Origin of the sequence: Nocardiopsis sp. SBT366 (assembly GCF_001083815.1) — a bacterium.
Classification (GTDB): Bacteria; Actinomycetota; Actinomycetes; order Streptosporangiales; family Streptosporangiaceae; genus Nocardiopsis; species Nocardiopsis prasina.
Genome location: NZ_LAVM01000010.1, coordinates 75,635 through 93,238, shown reverse-complemented (window position 1 = coordinate 93,238; position 17,604 = coordinate 75,635). Strand labels below are relative to the sequence as shown.

Sequence of the window (17,604 nt, the reverse complement as noted above, 5' to 3'; positions counted from 1 at the left end):
AGGCGGAGCCGGTGCCGGGGTGGGCGCCACGGGAGCGGGGGCCGCCGGGGCCAGCGCACCGGAGGCCATCCGGCGCTCCATCTGCTCCAGCCGGGCCAGCAGCGCCGTGCCCTGGTCGCCGTCGGTGGCGGGCAGCAGGATGCGCGAGCACATGAGCTCCAGCAGCAGCCTGGGCGCGGTCGCGCCGCGCATCTCGGTCAGCCCCTGGTTGAGGATCTCGGCGGCCCGGGACAGCGTGGCCGGTCCCAGCCGGGCGGCCTGGTCCTTCATCTGCTCCACGGACTCCGGGGAGACGTTCACCAGGCCCTTGTCCAGGGCGTCCGGGACCGCGGCCAGGACCACGAGGTCGCGGAAGCGCTCCAGCAGGTCCGTGGTGAAGCGGCGCGGGTCGTGCCCGCCCTCCACCACCCGGTCCACCAGGCCGAACGCGGCGGCCCCGTCGCGGGCGCCCAGGGCGTCGACCATCTCGCCGAGCAGGCTGGAGTCGGTGTAGCCGAGCAGGGAGACGGCGCCCTCACGGGTGATGCCGCCCTCGTCCGAACCGGCGATGAGCTGGTCCAGGACCGAGAGGGTGTCACGGGCCGAACCTGCGCCCGCGCGCACGACCAGGGGCAGCGCGGACGGGTCGTAGGAGACCTCCTCCTGCTTGAGGAGGTCCTCCATGAGCTCCCTGAGGGTGCTCGGCGGGATGAGCCGGAAGGGGTAGTGGTGGGTCCGCGAGCGGATCGTGCCGATGACCTTCTCGGGTTCGGTCGTGGCGAACACGAACTTCAGGTGCGGCGGGGGTTCCTCCACCAGCTTGAGGAGCGCGTTGAAACCCTCGCGGGTCACCATGTGCGCCTCGTCGATGATGTAGATCTTGTACCGCGAGTTCACCGGCGAGAAGAAGGCACGTTCACGCAGGTCACGCGCGTCGTCGACACCACCGTGGGAGGCGGCGTCGATCTCGATCACGTCGATGCTGCCGCCGCCGTCGGGGGCGAGCGCCACACAGGAGTCGCAGGTGCCGCACGGGTCGGGGGTGGGGCCCTGCTCGCAGTTGAGGGAGCGGGCGAGGATGCGCGCGCTGGTGGTCTTGCCGCAGCCGCGCGGGCCGCTGAACAGGTAGGCGTGGTTGATGCGTCCGCTGCGCAACGCCTGGCGCAGAGGGTCGGTCACGTGTTCCTGACCGCGCACCTCACCGAACGTCGCTGGACGGTACTTGCGGTACAGCGCGATGCTCACGGTGTGATCACTCCCCTGTGTCCCTGCCTCGGTCCCATTCAACCCGCTGGCGGTGACAACTCGCACCTGGTCGGGGAAACCGGGAAGGGGGCGGCGCCGGGGCGAGGTACCCCCGGAAACAAGAAAGGACCCCCCGCGCACCCGCCAGAGCCCACTTATCCTTGCTGCCTTCCGGCCCTGGGGAGGTTCATAGGGTGACGCCGCACGAGGGGTCTGCCCCCGAGTGTATCCGAACCGGGGACCCTCGCAACCCGCGCCGGCCCACCTCCCCGGAGGGTTAGGAACCCGTTCGAAGCACTGCCGCGAAGCCTGTAGAGTTGCCCACGGAGGATTCGCCTAGTGGCCTAGGGCGCACGCTTGGAAAGCGTGTTGAGGGCAACCTCTCAGGGGTTCGAATCCCCTATCCTCCGCCACAGGAGCGAAGGCCCCGACCGGGAGACCGGTCGGGGCCTTCGTCGTTTCCACGTCCCCGGCTCAGTGCACGCGCTGGGCAACGGTCCGGGACGGGCAGGCGGCGCGGGCCCGTTCCACCGTGAGCGCGCCACCGTTCACGGTCCCGCCCGCGTACAGGACCTCGAGCGGCGCGATCGCGTCCATCGGGTCGAACCCGTCGAACGGCACGGCCCGGCCGGCTCGGGGACATGTCGACAAGCCGACCCGCGGACGGTCCGGCTACGGCCGGGGGATGTTGCGCAGGTTGGAACGGGCGAGGTCGATCATCGAACCCACGCCGCCCCGCAGGACCGTGCGGCCCGCCGACAGGGCGAAGCCGGTGACCTGGTCGGCGGTGATCCGGGAGGGCATCGACAGCGCGTTGGGGTCGGTGACCACGTCCACCAGCACGGGCGCGTGGGCGGCCAGGGCGTCGCGCAGGGCGTCGTGGACCTCCCGGGGGTCCTCCACCCGGATCGCCCGCATGCCCATGGCCTCGGCGATCCTCGCGTAGTCGACCGGCGCGTGGTCGGTCTCGAAGGCGGGCATCCCGTCCACCATCATCTCCAGCCGCACCATGCCGAGTGAGGAGTTGTTGAACACCACCGTCGTGATCGGCAGGTCGTGCTGCTGCACGGTGATGAGCTCGCCGAGGAGCATGCTCAGGCCGCCGTCCCCGGACAGCGAGACGACCTTGCGGTCCGGCGCGGCGTAGGCGGCGCCGATGGCGTGCGGCAGGGCGTTGGCCATGGTGCCGTGGGTGAAGGACCCGATCACCCGGCGGCGGCCGTTCGGGGTGAGGTAGCGGGCCGCCCACACATTGTTCATGCCGGTGTCGACGGTGAAGACGGTGTCGTCCGGCGCCAGGGCGTCGAGGACGCTCGCCACGTACTCGGGGTGGATCGGGGTGTGGTGCTCGATGTTCTTCGTGTAGGCGTCCACGACCTTGGTCAGGGCGCGTTCGTGACGGCGCAGGACGTCCCGCAGGAAGGTGTCGTCCTCCTTCGGCCGGACCGAGGGGCGCAGGGCTCGCAGGGTCGCGGCGACGTCCCCCTGCACCCCGAGCCTGAGCGGGACCCGGCGGCCGAGCCGGCGCGGATCGTGGTCCACCTGGACCACGTTGTCCTTGGGCAGGAAGTCGTCGTAGGGGAAGTCACAGCCGAGCAGCACCGTGAGGTCGGCTTCCTGGAGGGCGTCGTAGCAGGCCCCGTATCCGAGGAGGCCGATCATGCCGACGTCGTACGGGTTGTCGTACTGGATCCACTCCTTGCCGCGCAGGGTGTGGCCCACCGGGGACTTGACCCGTTCGGCGAGGGCCATGACCTCCCCGTGGGCGTCGCGCACTCCGGCACCGCAGAACAGGGCGACGGTGTCCGCCTCGTTGATCCGACGGGCCAGCTCCCGCACGTCGTCCTCACTCGGCCAGGGGGTGGCCCGCCCGGCGGTGACGGGGCTGGTGTCGGCGGGACCGGTGGCCTTCTGCCCGGCGACGTCACCGGGCAGGACGAGGACGGCCACGCCGGGGGTGCCCAGTGCGTGCTGGACGGCGATCCGCGCCAGGCGGGGCATCTGGTCGGGGTGGGAGACCAGTTCGCGGAACTCGGTGACGTCGCTGAAGAGCCGCTCGGGGTGGGTCTCCTGGAAGAAGCCGGTGCCGATCTGGTGCGACGGGATGTGGGAGGCCAGCGCGAGCACGGGGGCTCCGCTGCGCTGGGCGTCGTAGAGCCCCTGCACGAGGTGGGTGTTGCCGGGGCCGCAGGACCCGGCGCACACGGCGAGCTTCCCGTCGATCTGGGCCTGGGCCGCGGCCGCGAAGGCGGCGGCCTCCTCGTTGCGGACGTGCACCCACTCGATGCCGTCGGTGGTGTGGACCGCGTCCACCACCGGGTTGAGGCTGTCGCCCACGACCCCGTAGATGCGGGTCACCCCCACCGAGACCAGTGTTCGGACGAGCTGTTCGGCGACGGTGTTCCTGCTCAAGACGGACCCTCCCGGGACGGCGCGACCAGGGGCCGGACGTGTCACCCCCGGACCACGCTAGGAGCGCCCCGGCCGTAAGTGCCGCAACGCCACGCTCGTGGTCGCGGCCATGCCGAATCAGGACCGGTTCGAGGGGTTGATCCGAACCTGGGTGGTGAACAAGGTGAATAGTCGTTTTCTTGAGTATTGTTCGCTGACACCCAGGAAAGGTGCGGGACATGAGGTTGGACGGGAATCTGCGGTACGTCGCCCTCGGGGACAGCCAGACCGAGGGGATCGGGGACGGCGACGAGGAGTCCGGGTACCGGGGGTGGGCGGACCGGTTCGCGGAGCACCTGGCGACGACCGGCGCGCGGGTGGACTACGCCAACCTGGCGGTGCGCGGCCGCCTGGCCCGGCAGGTCCACGAGGAACAGCTCAAGGACGCCCTGGAGCTGCGCCCGGACGTGGCGACGGTCTTCGCCGGGGTCAACGACCTCATCCGGCCGAGGTACGACCCGGACGAGGTGGTGGGGCACCTGGAGACGATGTTCGCCGAGCTCACCGGGGTCGGCGCGCGGGTGGCCACGCTGACCTTCCCCGACATCGCGCGCATCGCCCCGCTGGCCCGGCCGCTGGTGCCGCGCGTGCTCGACTTCAACGAACGGGTCCGGGAGGCGGCCGAGCGGCACGGTGTCGCGGTGGCCGACACCGCCGCCCACGAGGTGGCCGCGGACCGCCGCCTGTGGGGGGTCGACCGGCTGCACTGCTCACCAGAGGGGCACCGGAGGATCGCCGGGGCGGTGGCGCACGCGCTCGGCATCCCGGGAAGCGACCAGACCTGGGCCGACCCGCTTCCGGAGGGCCCCGTCTCCGGCGTGTTCCGCTCCGCCGCGTCGGAGGTGCGGTGGCTGGGGGCCTTCCTCGGCCCCTGGGTGGTGCGCCGTCTGCGCGGCCGCTCCTCCGGGGACGGCCGCACCGCCAAGCGTCCGGTACCGCTGCCCGTGGAGGTCTGAGACCCCTTTCCGGGACGGCCCCGGGGCGCCTCACGACTCATTGTGCAACTTGTTGCATAATGAAGTCGGGTCGGCAGGACACCGGCCCGGAGGCACCCCGCGAGGAGAGGTCATGAGCGAGTACCCCCACCTGCTGGAACCCCTGGACCTGGGCTTCACCACCCTCAGGAACCGCGTGATCATGGGCTCCATGCACGTCGGTCTGGAGGAGGCCCCCCACGGATTCGAGAGGATGGCCGCCTTCTACGCCGAACGCGCCCGAGGCGGCGTCGGCCTCATCGTCACCGGCGGCATCGCCCCCAACCCCGAGGGCGCCACCTTCACCGGCAGCGCCAAGCTCACCAACGACGACGAGGTCGCCCAGCACCGCCTCATCACCGAGGCCGTGCACCGCGAGGGCGGCCGGATCGCCATGCAGATCCTGCACACCGGCCGCTACGCCTTCAGCGAGGAGTCCGTTTCCGCCAGCGCCCTCCAAGCCCCCATCAGCCCCTTCGTGCCGCACGCCCTCACCGAGGACGAGATCGAGCGCACCATCGAGGACTTCGCCCGCTGCGCCGAGCTCGCCCAGCGCGCCGGGTACGACGGCGTCGAGGTCATGGGTTCCGAGGGCTACCTCATCAACCAGTTCATCGCGCCCGCCACCAACAGGCGCGAGGACCGCTGGGGCGGCTCCTTCGACAACCGCGTCCGCCTCCCTCTGGAGATCGTCCGCCGCGTCCGTGAGCGCGTGGGCGACGAGTTCGTCCTCGTCTACCGGCTGTCCATGCTCGACCTCGTCCCCGACGGCTCCACCTACGACGAGGTCGTCGAGCTCGGCAGGCGGATCGAGACCGCGGGCGCCGACATCATCAACACCGGCATCGGCTGGCACGAGGCCCGGGTGCCCACCATCGCCACCTCCGTGCCGCGCGGCGCCTACACCTGGATCACGCAGCGCCTCAGGAAGGAGCTGACCGTCCCCGTGGTGGCGGTCAACCGCATCAACACCCCCGAGGTCGCCGAGCGGATCATCGCGGAGGGACAGGCCGACATGGTCTCCCTGGCCCGCCCGATGCTCGCCGACGCCGCCTTCGTCGCCAAGGCCGAGGCGGGCCGCGCGGAGGAGATCAACACCTGCATCGGCTGCAACCAGGCCTGCCTGGACCACACGTTCAGCCTCAAGATCACCTCGTGCCTGGTCAACCCGCGCGCCTGCCACGAGACCGAGCTGGTCCTGTCCCCCACCAGGACCCGCAGGAACGTGGCCGTGGTCGGCGCCGGGCCCGCCGGACTCGCCTTCTCCGTCTCCGCCGCCGAGGTCGGCCACACCGTCACCCTCTTCGACTCCGCCTCGGAGATCGGCGGCCAGCTCAACATGGCCCGCCGCGTGCCCGGCAAGGAGGAGTTCGACGAGACCCTCCGCTACTTCCGCGTCCAGCTGGCCAAGCACGGCGTGGAGGTGCGCCTGGACACCACCGTGACCGCCGCCGACCTCGACGGCTACGACGAGGTGGTGCTCGCCACCGGAGTCACCCCGCGCACCCCCGCCATCCCGGGTGCGGACCACCCCAGCGTGGTGAGCTACGTGGACGTGCTGCGCGGCGGGGCCGAGGTCGGAGCGAGGGTCGCGATCATCGGCGCGGGCGGCATCGGCTTCGACGTGGCCGAGTTCCTCACCGACGGCGGGGAGGAGGCCAGCCAGGACCCCGAGACGTTCTTCCGCCAGTGGGGTGTGGACACCGAGTACCGGGAGCGCGGAGGCCTGGGCGCCCCCCAGCGGACCGCGCCGCCCCGCACCGTCCACCTGCTCCAGCGCAAGGCCTCCAAGGTCGGCAAGGGCCTGGGCAAGACCACCGGCTGGATCCACCGCCTGGAGCTGCGCCACCGGGGCGTGGAGATGGTCGCGGGCGCCGACTACCGCCGGATCGACGACGAGGGCCTGCACCTGACCGTGGACGGTGAGGAGCGCGTGCTCGCCGTGGACACCGTGGTGCTGTGCGCGGGGCAGGACCCCCGCCGGGACCTGGCCGACGAACTCACCGCCGCCGGACGCTCCGTGCACCTGATCGGTGGCGCCGACGTGGCCGCCGAGCTGGACGCCAAGCGAGCCATCAAGCAGGGCACCGAACTGGCCGCCGCCCTGTAGGGGCCCCTACCTAGAATGCGCTCATGTCCCTCCCCCACGCGATCCTGACCGCCCTGCTGGAGAAGCCCTCCTCGGGACTGGAACTCACCCGGCGCTTCGACCGCTCCATCGGGTACTTCTGGTCCGCCACCCACCAGCAGATCTACCGGGAGCTGGGCAAGCTGGAGAAGGCGGGGTTCATCCGGGCGCTGCCGACGGACTCGCCCACCCGGGGCCAGCGCAAGGAGTACGAGGTGCTGGCCCCGGGTCGCGACGAGTTGGAGCGCTGGGTCGGTGAGCGGGAGGAGCCGCGCGCCCTGCGCGACCCCCTGATGCTGCGCCTGCGCGCGGCGGGGGTCGTGGAGGTGGGCGACGCGCTGGTCGAGGAGCTGCGCCGCCACCGCGAACTGCACGCCGCCCGTCTGGCGGAGTACCGGGAGTTCCAGCGGCGCGACTCCGCGCGCGGGCACGGGACCGAGCGGGACCGGGTCCAGGGCCTGGTTCTCCAGGGCGGCATCGACCTGGAACTCTTCTGGGTGAACTGGCTGGACGGGGCCATCGCCGACCTGGCCGATCCCGACCCGCCGCCCGGACCCTGATGCGTGCCGGGTCGGGAGCCGTTCACCTCAGGAGGAGCCGCCGACCCGCGAGGCGGGCCAGAACTGCGCGAGGTACTCCTCCCGGCCCTCCAGGGCACGTTTGGCCTCGGAGAACCCGACACCGTCGAGATCCCGGAACTGGTCGAAGAGCGCGAGGTAGGCGTCACTGACCACACGGCGGTTGCGATGAGCAACCCGGACCCCGTAGCGGCCCGGTCGCGGAAGCGTGAGCAGATCGTCCTGCCCGCCCGCGGTGAGTTCGTTCACGCACACCACTCCGGTGGCGATCTCGACGACGGCCGTGGCCGAACCCTCCCAGGCATGATCGTCCCAGCCCGGTTCGCCCTCCCAGGACTCCAGCAGCAACCGAACCCGGACGCTGTTCTGGAAGCTGTGGAAGTAGACGGAGCGATCGCCGAAGCTGAAGTCGTCGTGCCCGGGAACGGACGCGGTGTCGTCGAAGTCCTCGCCGTCGAAGATCTGGAAGACACCGTAGTCGGGGTGGACGAGAGTGCTGTTCCGGTCGAGCAGGCGGCTCATGTGATCTGCTCCGTCCTGGGAAGGCGCTGGACAGGCGGCCCCGGGCGCACGAAAAGCCGCCCCCGGCTGTGCCGGGGGCGGCTGGTGGCGGTGGATGAGGGATTTGAACCCTCGAAGGGTTGGAGTATCCGGGGGCCGCACCCACCTGCGGTGAAACTATGAAGATGGCCGGTGACCTGGGCGGACGTTCTGACGTCTTCCCACGGTTACCGGCCTCTTCTCGTAGCGGTGTGCACTGAATGTGCACTGGGAGGACGCTCCCCACCCGTGCCGATTCCCAGGTGAGGCACGCGTTCCCGGCTACGCCCGCCACCACTCCCCCAGACCCAGTACTCGGCAACCACGGTCCTGGTCCCGCGTGGGTTCTGGCGCGGTCGGCCCGCACTCCCGCACGTCCTGAGTCGCGCCAGGTTCCGCGTGGGCCTCGCGGGGTCCACGGGGGCGCGAGCCCCCTGGTACTACCGGTGCTGGTCAACCGGAGCAGTTACCTTGACTACACAGAAACCTACTGGACTGTTGGCATGGAGTACCACGAAGCTGCGCTGGGATCACCAGGGAGCAGCTGACATCAGCTCTTCAAGTCAATCTTCCTGTCCAGGCTACTCAGCACTATGCTGTAGAGACGTAGATCTTGACATCATTAGAGAGAAACAACGAGGAGGGTCGTTGCAGGTCGCGGGTACGCGAGGCACCTTGCACCTAACGGAGGATGGCATCCTTCCACCCGGCTGTCATGTTGTTTCTCCTCGACAGGTAAAGAGATTTTTTGTCGATGGCACATCAAGCCAGAATAGACATGCCATCTATGAGGAATGGCGCCAACACAGAAGCGCATTGAAATCCATCGGCCCAGTCCTCTACCAATGGATCGGAGGCAGCTTTGCCACTAATTCAATAAACCCAGCAGACATCGATGTAGCGACATTCATTGACGGCATCGCCTTCGACCGACTTCCTCCATGGAAGAGAACCCTGATTTCCCATCTATGCGAAGGGAGAGACAAACAAGGCAAAAATGGAGAAAATTTTAGCCACATAGATTGCAAAATGGTCCCCGTGTTTCCGAGAAACGATCCCCGGCACTCGCTATACTTGACTGATCGTGAATTTTGGCGAAGGAAGTGGTCGCGAACAAGATCGAACACTCAAAGAGGATTCTTGGAGGTGAAATGATGACCTGGATTGAAGATCTTCGAGACGAGCGAGAACAGCTTATCCAAATGATTGAGGCTAGAAGCTCAGAGACATCTCCAAGCGTTCGACTTTCATCGCAATCACTGAAGCGAGAACTAAGGTCCGTCGAAAGCAAGATCGAGTCTTCATACCGGCCTTCATTGAGCATAAAAATGGCTGGCCCTGGGATCATGGGAAACGAGATCAAACTTGATTCCCTCGCGCCGATCATCAAACAGCTACAAGAGACTGTCTCATCGATTGGCCAAGCTCTTTCTGGAGAAAAGACTCAATTCAGCTCCATACCATCTGCAATCAGGGACCGAACTTCCCTCTCCCTCAATGCAACCGCCCCCGGGTCCGTAGTATTGAACATACTGTCACCCCAGGACGACAGCACACTGTTTCCAAACGACCACTTGGTCAGCTCTCTAGCAGTTGACTCAATGCAGCGTCTCATATCTCTAATAGAAGCAGCTGGTCGTGAAGAAAACGATGAAGATATTATCGAAAATATCTACCCTCTCGGAAAGAGATCTTACAACCATCTAAGGGATTTCCTCAAGTCTCTTGCGGAGCCCAATATCGATGTCGATTTTCGCTTGAGCACACCAGAACACGGCGAGCGAGACGCCTCTTTGAAATACACTAAGGCAAAACAGGCACTTAGCATTCTGGAAAGCGTCAACATAGCCGAAGAAACCATATCCATGAGGGGAGAACTCAAGGGAATCAGCAGCGCCAGAAACTCCTTTGAACTCGTTTCAAGGGAAGGCACTATCACCTCGGGCAAGGTTCGAGAGGATCTCGTTCCCTTGCTCCGCCATTGGTTTGAAAAGCAGGTAATAGCAGAAATGCAGGTTACCATTTCAGAATCACGAGCAAGCCGCAATACTCAAAAGCGATACTTGCTTATAGGATTGTCAGAAGATCAAGACCAGGATCTTTTTTAGGCTCGGGACCGGGCGTCAGCCCGCAGCCCGAGCAGCGGCCAGAGGCCGCCGCGACGGCGCTCGCGCCGTCGCCTTGATCCCATACAGCCCATTTCGGCAGTGGCTGATGTGCGGTAGACCTTCGGTATGAATGACCAACTGAAGGAGCTGGGTGGCACGCTGCGCCACGCACGCAAGAGCGATCGTTGTTCGGGGTCCGCTTTGGCTTCGCGTGCTGGTGTCACTCAGCCGACGGTGTCGCGAGTAGAGAACGGTCAGCGCGTTGCCAGCGTGCAGTCCGTGGAGAAGCTGATCGCGGCTCTGCCGTTCTCCGCTGACGAAGCTGAGCGGCTGACCTCCATGGCGCGGGAGGCGTATGCGCTTGCCTCAGACAACAGGCGAGTGGATTCCGGGGTCTCGCTGGTGCCTGACGCTGCGCGCAAGCTGGTCACGGCTGCGTCGCAGGTGCGCGGGTTTCAGTCAGCGACGATCCCCGCTCCCTTGCGAACCCGGGAGTACACCACGGCGGCCTGTGGCGACTCCGGCTCGGGTCCGGACTGGGGCAAGGCTCTGGACAACGCTGGCAAGAGCTTTGAGTTCGTGGTGACTGAGTCGGCCTTGCGGACCTGGCCCGGGTCGGGTGAGTTCATGACCGCCCAACTCGAACACCTCCTAACGCTCGCCCAGCGGCCGAATGTGTCCCTCGCGGTCATCCCCTGGGGCGTGGGGCTGCCGGTGATGCCTCCGCACGGGTTCACCGTCTGCGATGAGGCCGGGGTGCTGGTCGAGACCTTCACCGCAACGATGACCCTGACCGGCTCCGAGCACGTCACCGCCTACCGCGACGCCTTCGACGCCCTAGCCGCTGTGGCCGTGACCGGGGACGAGTTCCGGAGGGTGATTGAGTGTGTGGCCGCTGACCTCACACGTTTTATTCAGTGAATTCATTGAATAGATAGGGTGTTCTGCCGTAGCCTGCCGTCACAAGACAGGTGTATAGCCCTCTAGACGGCGGTGGTGTTGTGCGTAACTGGGCCCGAATGTTCCCTGGTCAAGTCGATGAGATCGCCCGAGTCCGAGCCTTCGTGCGCGCCTTACTGCAAGACCACCCCACAGCCGAGGACGCCGTCCTCGTCGCCAGCGAACTGGCCACCAACGCCCTGCGCCACTCCCGCAGTTCCAGCGACGGTGGCATGTTCGTGGTCCGCGTCAACGACCACGGCGACCGAGTCCGTATCGCAGTGGTCGACTACGGCAGCAACTCCGACTGGAACGGCCAGACCACCGACCCTGAGACCTGGACCGAGCACGGTCGGGGCCTGGTGCTCGTCAACGCTCTGGCCAAACAGTGGGGCGTGTCCCCTGAGCCCGTGGGCACCTGCGTGTGGGCGGACCTGGCCACCTTCGCCAAGCTGTGAGCGGTCCCCGTATGCCCCGCCGTCGCGCACGTTTCGTGGTCGTGGACGCTGAGACCGGGGTGGAGATTTCGCCTGTGCTGTCTAGGGTCCTAGACTCGGTGCGTACGACCGAGGGGGCATGGATGCCGGGCCAGTTCGACCGCATAGCCGAGATGGACGACCCATTTGCGGTGCTGCGTGCTGCGACCGAGCGCCTGGCCGAAGCACAGCAGGAAGTGACCGAGCTATCCCGTCTGCGTCGTCGGCTGATCCAGGACCTGCACGCGCAAGGGATGTCCTATGCCCAGATCGCGGAGAAGGCCGGTCTGAGCCGCGGGCGCATCCACCAGATCCGCCACACCGGACCGGCCCCCGAAGCCGCATTCCTCGGCGTGGGAACGGTGACCGTGGCCACCCCGCTCCGGCACGACCAGACCAAGGACCGCCCCGTGCTGTCGCTGGACGACATGGCCACCGGACAAGCCCTCGAAGAGCTGGTGCGCTCCTTCGACATGCAAGCTGTCCCCGACCACGTCACCGTCGACGGCCGCGTGGATCTGAACCGGCCCAACCTGGTGGTGGTGTGCGGGCCTGCCATGTCCGAAGCCATGCGCACCGCCTATGACACTGACCCCGTCATCCGGTGGGAGCAGCCACAAACGGCGTTGTGGTTGCTCACCGACACCCGCACCGGCCAGAGCTACCGGTCCGGACAGGAGATGGACCCCCAACAGCCCACGGACGTGGCCTACCTCGGCCGCCTGCCCCGACCGGACGGCAAGGGCACCTTCCTGGCCATCGGAGGAATCCACCCCCAGGGCTCACGCGGAGTGGCGCACTTCCTCAACGGTGAAGTGGCCTCCCTATGGGGACAGGTCGGCTCCGAACGCTTCTCCGTCCTGGTGCGCAGCACCCACGACCCCGACACGGGTCTTCCGCAAAGCGCCGAACTGATCACCCCCGTCTACCGCCACGACCAGGACGAGCAGCAGTAGAGCCATGCCATTCCTCCTTGCCACCGACCCCGGCGACCCCGACCAGGCAAACGAGGACGTCGCCGCCCTGACCACCAACGGGGCGGTGCTCCTGGACGGGGCCAGTGCGCCAACAGGGGTCGAGATCGGATGCGCTCACGGGGTCGCCTGGCACACACGCCGCCTGGCCGGTCTGCTGCTCGCCGGGCTCCTGGGAACCAACTCGCTGAGAACAGTGCTGGCCCAAGCCATCACCACCATGGCCGAACTCCACGGACCCGCCTGCGATCGCACCAACCAGGAATTTCCCTCGGCAACCGTCATCCTGGTCCGCCTGACCGGGGAACAGTTGGACTACCTCGTGCTCTCGGACTCGGTCCTGCTGATCCGCCACGCCAACGGCACGGTCTCGACCATCGCTGACACCCGCCTAGACGACCTGAAAACCGAGCTGGGACGCGAGCGCTCCGGGGCCAAACGCTCCGTGCGCCCACTGCGCAACACCCCGGGCGGGTTCTGGACAGCCGGTGTGGACGCCCGTGCCGCTGATGAGGCACTGACCGGGTCCCTGCCCCTGTCGGACGTGACCGGGTTCGCCGCCATGACCGACGGGGCCACGCGCGGTGTCGAGGTCTTCGGCTCCCAGACCTGGCAAGACTGCTACCGCATGGCCTCTCAGGACGGTCCGGGCGCCCTCATCGACCACGTGCGCGACCAAGAGCACCGGGACGCCCAGGGCCAGCGCTACCAGCGGGCGAAGAGCCATGATGATGCCACTGTCATCACTTGGACCCCCGCCTGAGTACCCCCCTAGACAATCCTGGGGCGGGTTGCTACTTTCTTGCGTAGGCCCCTAGACAATCGTTGTCGGTGGCGCTCGCCGCCGAGCGTCTAGGGGGGTCGACAAGATGGAAGGCTCATGAAATGGCTATTCAGGGTGCGTTGCCGGTCGCGTTCGACACGGTCTTCCCCGCTGGTGCGTTCGCGCTCGGGGTGGAAGCGATCACCGACTTCGAGACCAAGAAGCCGCAGATGGACAAGGACACCGGGCTACCGCTGTGGGCGGTGGACGTGATCGACGCCGACCCCGAAGCACGGGGCAAGGCCAAGTCGGTCAAGGTCAAGGTCGCCGCGCAGGTGTGCCCCACCCTGCCGGACGAGGTTCCGGGCCTGCCGTTTCGCCCCGTGGAGTTCGAAGCGATGGCGGTCATGCCCTACGTCGACGACTCCGGCCGCCGCCCCCGAGTGGCGTATTCCCTGCGAGCTCGGGGCGTGAAGGCTCCCGGCGCTGCTGGTGGTCGTCGTGCTCCGGCCAAGGAAGCGGCCTGACCTGAACACACGACGGGGCGGCCTGGTGCTGGAACACCGTGGCCGCCCCTTTAACCCCCTGCTGGACCGCTAAATCTCAGAAGAGGTGCCCCCAGTATGTACCAGATTCCCGAAGACCTGTCCGCTCTGACCGGCCCTGAGCTGGTGCGGGTGTTCCTGGCCGAGTACGACAAGCCCCGGGTGACCAAGGCTGAGCGGGCGGAGTTCTTCGACTTCAAGTCCCGGATCTTCGCCGCCATCGCTGAGCGGGATGGCAACCCGGACGCCGCTCGCTTCGCCGCCTGCGCTCGCGCTGACTCCGATCTGCTCTGGGCCGAGATCGCCGCCTCCGAGGCTATGAACGGCGGTGGGGAGCGATGATGCGCCAACCCAAGGTGGGGGCCACTCAGTCCTCCCCGACCCTGCCGACCCCGGCTCAAGGGGTGCGGTGGACGACACCGATCGTGGAAACCCCCGGCATCGTCGTCCTGGGCTCCTGGATCTACCGCTTCGTGCGCCTGGTGGTGTCGTTGCCGTTCCGCTTCCCCGTCATGGTCACCTCGTCCACCTTCGTGGCCGCGTCCTGGTGGTTCTTCGGATGGGTCGGCCTCGCTGCCCTGGCCGGGGGCCTGGCTGTCGTCTCGTTGGTGTGGTGGCGTACCTGGCCGACCTCGTACCGGTACTACGTCACGTGGCGGCTGCTGGCGTGGTGGCGGCACCTGGTCGTGTACCGCAGGCACTGGCAACCCGTGCTGGTGATCTCCGGGCTGGCCGAGTCCTACCAGGAACGCCGCTACCTGCCCCGCATCCGCTCCGTGGCCTGCAACGCTCGGGCCGACTACGTCCGCGTCTCCCTGGTCGCCGGAACCTCACCGACCGACTTCGAACACCGCGTGGTGGAGTTGGCGCACGGGTTCGCCGCCCCCTCCTGCCGCGTCACCGTGAACGGGCCTCGGGACATCACCTTGGAGTTCCCCCGACACGACACCCTCGCCGAACCCCTGGACGCGCTCCCCGTCCCCGAGTGCCCGGACCTGGGCGGGCTTCCGGTGGGCAAGCGGGAAGACGGAACACCCTGGAATCTGCGCCTGCATGGCACGCACGTCCTGATCGTCGGGGTGACCGGGGCCGGCAAGGGCTCGGTGCTGTGGTCCGCGATCCGGGCCATGCTCCCCGCCCTGGCGGACGGGTCGGCGCAGGTGTGGGGGATCGACCCCAAACGCATGGAACTCGCCTACGGACGCGACCTGTTCGCCCGGTACGCGGACACCGGGGAATCTGCGGTGGCCTTGCTCGAACACGCCGTCACTCAGATGCAGGAACGCGCCGAACGCTACGCCGGGAAACAGCGCTCACACACTCCGACCACGGCTGATCCGTTCGTGGTCGTGGTCCTGGACGAGGTCGCCTTTCTGACCGCCTACCACCCCGACCGGGACGTGCGGAAACGCTCGGAGAACGCCATCGCCACCCTGACCTCACAAGGCCGCTCGGTCGGGTTCTCAGTGCTAGCGGCGTTGCAGGACCCGCGCAAAGAGGTCATGAACCTGCGCAATCTCTTCCCCGACAAGATCGCCCTCCGACTCGATGAGGCATCCCAGGTGGACATGGTCCTCGGAGAAGGCGCACGGGAACGCGGAGCTGAGGCGCACTTGATCGACCCCGCTCTTCCCGGGGTGGCCTACGTCCGGTTGGAGACCTCACCGTCCCCGGTGCGAGTGCGGGCCGCCTACGTCTCGGACACTCACATCACCGCCATGGCGGGCGGCTACGGGACGGCGGATCGGTGACGACGGTGATCACGCCATTGCCAGAGGAAACCGACGATCGACCACACCTGCACGAAAACCGCGAATACGAGGAACAGCCAGTGGTTGCCCGCCTTCGCGAAGCTCCACAGCATGACCGCGCCGCCCACGAACATCAGTGCGTGCGCCACCCCCAGCACGATGAGTCGCTTCGTGGTGCCGACCTTCGGGAACTCCTGCACATTCACCTCGGCCTCGCTTGGTGGAGGGACGCTGATGCCTACTCCTACCGGTAAGTCCACCCGAGCTGAACGGCTCTTGCAACCCCTCGCACGCGAGGTGGCCGAACAGGTCGCCGCCGACCACGGTGTGTGCATCCGGCCCGTCTCCCTTCGACGGACGAACATCGCGAACGGGGCCACCGAGGTGATCGACGTCCCCTGCGGGTCCACCCTGGAATCACGGTGTCCGGCCTGCGCGAAGAGAAAGAGGTCCCTGCGCAGAACCCAGTGCGAAGAAGGCTGGCATCTGGCGGCCGAACCCATCGTGGAGCCCGACCCACCGACCGAGCAACAACAGCAGTGGGTCGAACAACGCGCCATGGTCACCGCTGAACGGGACCGGCTCGCCGCGACCGGGGCCGCCGAACCCGATCAGCTCTCCGCCCTGGATGCGGCGATCGCGGACCTGGACGAGGAAATCACCGCCTCCGGCCTTCGGGGATCGGTCACCCGCTCGGCATCCTCGGAGTCGGGTCCGCGTCGGGTGCGCTCCACCAAACGCCGCCAAGACGCCCCCGACCTGCCCAAGCGACCCATGACCCGCAAGACCGTCGGGCGGGCCTTCACCGACCCCGACTCCGGGAAGGTCTTCCGGCCCTCCCTGTTCCTGACGCTCACGCTGGACTCCTACGGTCGGGTGCGCTCCGATGGCACCCCGGTCGACTTCGCCACCTATGACTACCGGCGGGCCGCCCGGGACACCCTGCACTTCTCCAAGCTCGTGGACCGGTTCGTGCAGAACCTGCGCCGGGTCGCCGGGTTCGACGTGCAGTACTTCGCCTCGGTCGAACCGCAACGGCGTCTGGCTCCGCACCTGCACATGGCCACACGCGGCACCCTCCCGCGCTCGGAGCTACGTCAGATCGCCGCCGCGACCTACCACCAGGTGTGGTGGCCTGCTGCGGACACAGTGCGATACGAGGGCGAACACCTGCCGGTGTGGGATGCGGGCGCCGCCTCCTACCTCGACCCCATCACGGGGGAGGTGCTCCCGACTTGGGATGAGGCGCTGGACGAGATCGACGCCGAACCTGATCCGGAACCCTTCCACGTGGTGCGGTTCGGCCGACAGGTGGACGCCAAAGGGGTCGTGGCCGGGACCGAGGACGCCGCCCGGTGCGTGCGCTACCTGGCCAAGTACCTGACCAAGGACATCGCTGACTGCCACGCCGCCGAAACCGCACGGCAGGAACAGCACGTGGACCGACTCATGGAAACCCTCCGATTCGAGCCCTGCTCGCCTCGGTGCTCGAACTGGCTCCGGTACGGCATCCAACCCCAGGACCCCAAAGCCGGTCAGCGACCGGGGTTCTGCCGCTCCAAAGCCCACCGACGCGAACACCTGGGCTACGCGGGCCGTCGCGTGCTGGTCTCTCGGAAGTGGTCCGGCAAGACCCTGGCCGATCACAAGGCGGACCGGCTGGCCTGGGTCCTGGACGCGCTCGGTGTCGATCCCGCCAACGAGGGCCAGGGCGAGAACGAACAGCCCCGGCCGCCGGTACTGACCTCGGTCAACTCCGGTGACTACGCCTGGGAACTCGCACGCCCCACCGATCCGGACGTGGCACCCCGAGAACAACGCCTCCTCCGCGCCGTGGGCGAAGCACTCAAACGCCGCACCCAACTCGACGCCGCACGCACCCCCAAAGTTTCGACAACGACAGGGACGAGGGCCGCATGAAGACCGCTGGCACCACTTCTACCGTTCCCCGGCCCCGGACTGACGAAGTGCTCTGGTCGGTCACCGACACCGCCGCCTACCTCCGAGTGCCGCCCAAGACCCTCTATGAGTGGCGGTACAAGGGCGACGGACCCCCGTCCCACCGCGTCGGCCGGTACGTGCGCTACGTGCCCGCTGAGGTCCACGCGTGGGTCACCTCCCGCTGACCGCTCCCCTACCTGGAAAGGCAACCC

Annotated in this window: 19 protein-coding genes, 1 tRNA gene and 1 other RNA gene; 15 read left to right on the top strand and 6 right to left on the bottom strand. The window is 67.5% G+C overall.

What is annotated here, in order from left to right; genetic code table 11:
* Both ADX84_RS05015 and ffs read right to left on the bottom strand, forming a co-directional pair.
* On the bottom strand, positions 1 to 1,224 hold a 1,224-nt coding region (locus ADX84_RS05015; protein ID WP_049568232.1), incomplete at its 3' end, for a DNA polymerase III subunit gamma and tau.
* Positions 1,225 to 1,345: 121 nt separating this feature from the next.
* An RNA gene (gene ffs / locus ADX84_RS25285) (signal recognition particle sRNA small type) lies at positions 1,346 to 1,441 on the bottom strand.
* 108 nt (positions 1,442 to 1,549) lie between these two features.
* Between ffs and ADX84_RS05010 the strand changes: the two genes are divergently transcribed.
* A tRNA-Ser gene (locus ADX84_RS05010) sits at positions 1,550 to 1,637 on the top strand.
* Between the two features lie 61 nt (positions 1,638 to 1,698).
* Here ADX84_RS05010 and ADX84_RS26945 read toward each other — a convergent pair.
* Together ADX84_RS26945 and ADX84_RS05005 are read right to left on the bottom strand one after the other, a co-directional pair.
* The gene (locus tag ADX84_RS26945; RefSeq protein WP_255352550.1) at positions 1,699 to 1,821 is read right to left on the bottom strand and encodes a hypothetical protein; all 123 of its coding nucleotides are present in this window, start codon (positions 1,819 to 1,821) and stop codon (positions 1,699 to 1,701) included.
* A gap of 75 nt (positions 1,822 to 1,896) precedes the next feature.
* The gene (locus ADX84_RS05005) at positions 1,897 to 3,636 is read right to left on the bottom strand and encodes a pyruvate dehydrogenase (protein ID WP_049568229.1); all 1,740 of its coding nucleotides are present in this window, start codon (positions 3,634 to 3,636) and stop codon (positions 1,897 to 1,899) included.
* 218 nt (positions 3,637 to 3,854) lie between these two features.
* On the opposite strand from ADX84_RS05005, the gene ADX84_RS05000 reads away from it, so the two are divergent.
* From ADX84_RS05000 to ADX84_RS04990, 3 genes are all read left to right on the top strand, one after another.
* Positions 3,855 to 4,631 carry an SGNH/GDSL hydrolase family protein gene (locus ADX84_RS05000; RefSeq protein WP_049568226.1) on the top strand — a complete coding sequence of 259 codons (777 nt, stop codon included), beginning with the start codon at positions 3,855 to 3,857 and terminating at the stop codon, positions 4,629 to 4,631.
* Between the two features lie 112 nt (positions 4,632 to 4,743).
* A complete protein-coding gene (locus ADX84_RS04995) occupies positions 4,744 to 6,759 on the top strand; it encodes an FAD-dependent oxidoreductase (protein ID WP_049568223.1) in 2,016 nt (671 codons plus the stop codon).
* A gap of 23 nt (positions 6,760 to 6,782) precedes the next feature.
* The gene (locus ADX84_RS04990; protein ID WP_049568221.1) at positions 6,783 to 7,337 is read left to right on the top strand and encodes a PadR family transcriptional regulator; all 555 of its coding nucleotides are present in this window, start codon (positions 6,783 to 6,785) and stop codon (positions 7,335 to 7,337) included.
* 27 nt (positions 7,338 to 7,364) lie between these two features.
* On the opposite strand, the gene ADX84_RS04985 is transcribed toward ADX84_RS04990, so the two are convergent.
* Positions 7,365 to 7,877, bottom strand: a complete 513-nt coding sequence (locus ADX84_RS04985) for a hypothetical protein (RefSeq protein ID WP_049568216.1) — start codon at positions 7,875 to 7,877, stop codon at positions 7,365 to 7,367.
* Positions 7,878 to 8,294: 417 nt separating this feature from the next.
* On the opposite strand from ADX84_RS04985, the gene ADX84_RS27145 reads away from it, so the two are divergent.
* The 9 genes from ADX84_RS27145 (at position 8,295) to ADX84_RS04950 (ending at position 15,451) form a co-directional block, all read left to right on the top strand.
* Positions 8,295 to 9,050, top strand: coding sequence for a DUF6932 family protein (locus tag ADX84_RS27145; RefSeq protein WP_394298925.1), 756 nt, complete (start codon positions 8,295 to 8,297; stop codon positions 9,048 to 9,050).
* A complete protein-coding gene (locus tag ADX84_RS25935) occupies positions 8,999 to 10,003 on the top strand; it encodes a hypothetical protein (protein ID WP_156208026.1) in 1,005 nt (334 codons plus the stop codon). The genes ADX84_RS27145 and ADX84_RS25935 overlap by 52 nt, the downstream gene beginning before the upstream one ends.
* Before the next feature lie 126 nt (positions 10,004 to 10,129).
* Entirely contained in the window at positions 10,130 to 10,924 is a 795-nt protein-coding gene (locus ADX84_RS04980; RefSeq protein WP_049568213.1) for a helix-turn-helix transcriptional regulator, read from the top strand.
* Between the two features lie 98 nt (positions 10,925 to 11,022).
* Complete coding sequence (locus ADX84_RS04975; RefSeq protein ID WP_049568211.1) at positions 11,023 to 11,400, top strand: ATP-binding protein; 378 nt, start codon at positions 11,023 to 11,025, stop codon at positions 11,398 to 11,400.
* Positions 11,401 to 11,498: 98 nt separating this feature from the next.
* Positions 11,499 to 12,374: a sigma-70 family RNA polymerase sigma factor gene (locus ADX84_RS04970; protein ID WP_234003840.1), complete on the top strand. Its 876-nt coding sequence runs from the start codon at positions 11,499 to 11,501 to the stop codon at positions 12,372 to 12,374.
* A 4-nt stretch (positions 12,375 to 12,378) separates the two neighbouring features.
* Positions 12,379 to 13,155 (top strand): protein phosphatase 2C domain-containing protein, encoded by a 777-nt coding sequence (locus tag ADX84_RS04965; protein WP_049568204.1) that lies wholly within the window; start codon positions 12,379 to 12,381, stop codon positions 13,153 to 13,155.
* 122 nt (positions 13,156 to 13,277) lie between these two features.
* A complete protein-coding gene (locus ADX84_RS04960; protein WP_049568201.1) occupies positions 13,278 to 13,682 on the top strand; it encodes a hypothetical protein in 405 nt (134 codons plus the stop codon).
* Between the two features lie 96 nt (positions 13,683 to 13,778).
* Positions 13,779 to 14,042 carry a hypothetical protein gene (locus ADX84_RS04955; protein WP_049568197.1) on the top strand — a complete coding sequence of 88 codons (264 nt, stop codon included), beginning with the start codon at positions 13,779 to 13,781 and terminating at the stop codon, positions 14,040 to 14,042.
* Complete coding sequence (locus ADX84_RS04950; RefSeq protein ID WP_049568194.1) at positions 14,039 to 15,451, top strand: FtsK/SpoIIIE domain-containing protein; 1,413 nt, start codon at positions 14,039 to 14,041, stop codon at positions 15,449 to 15,451. The genes ADX84_RS04955 and ADX84_RS04950 overlap by 4 nt, the downstream gene beginning before the upstream one ends.
* Here the strand turns inward: ADX84_RS04950 and ADX84_RS04945 are convergent.
* Positions 15,430 to 15,657 (bottom strand): hypothetical protein, encoded by a 228-nt coding sequence (locus ADX84_RS04945; protein WP_156208025.1) that lies wholly within the window; start codon positions 15,655 to 15,657, stop codon positions 15,430 to 15,432. The genes ADX84_RS04950 and ADX84_RS04945 overlap by 22 nt on opposite strands.
* Before the next feature lie 28 nt (positions 15,658 to 15,685).
* Between ADX84_RS04945 and ADX84_RS04940 the strand changes: the two genes are divergently transcribed.
* Positions 15,686 to 17,371 carry a replication initiator gene (locus tag ADX84_RS04940; RefSeq protein WP_049568189.1) on the top strand — a complete coding sequence of 562 codons (1,686 nt, stop codon included), beginning with the start codon at positions 15,686 to 15,688 and terminating at the stop codon, positions 17,369 to 17,371.
* A 47-nt stretch (positions 17,372 to 17,418) separates the two neighbouring features.
* Positions 17,419 to 17,577 carry a helix-turn-helix transcriptional regulator gene (locus tag ADX84_RS04935; protein WP_369801055.1) on the top strand — a complete coding sequence of 53 codons (159 nt, stop codon included), beginning with the start codon at positions 17,419 to 17,421 and terminating at the stop codon, positions 17,575 to 17,577.
* Positions 17,578 to 17,604: the final 27 nt, after the last annotated feature.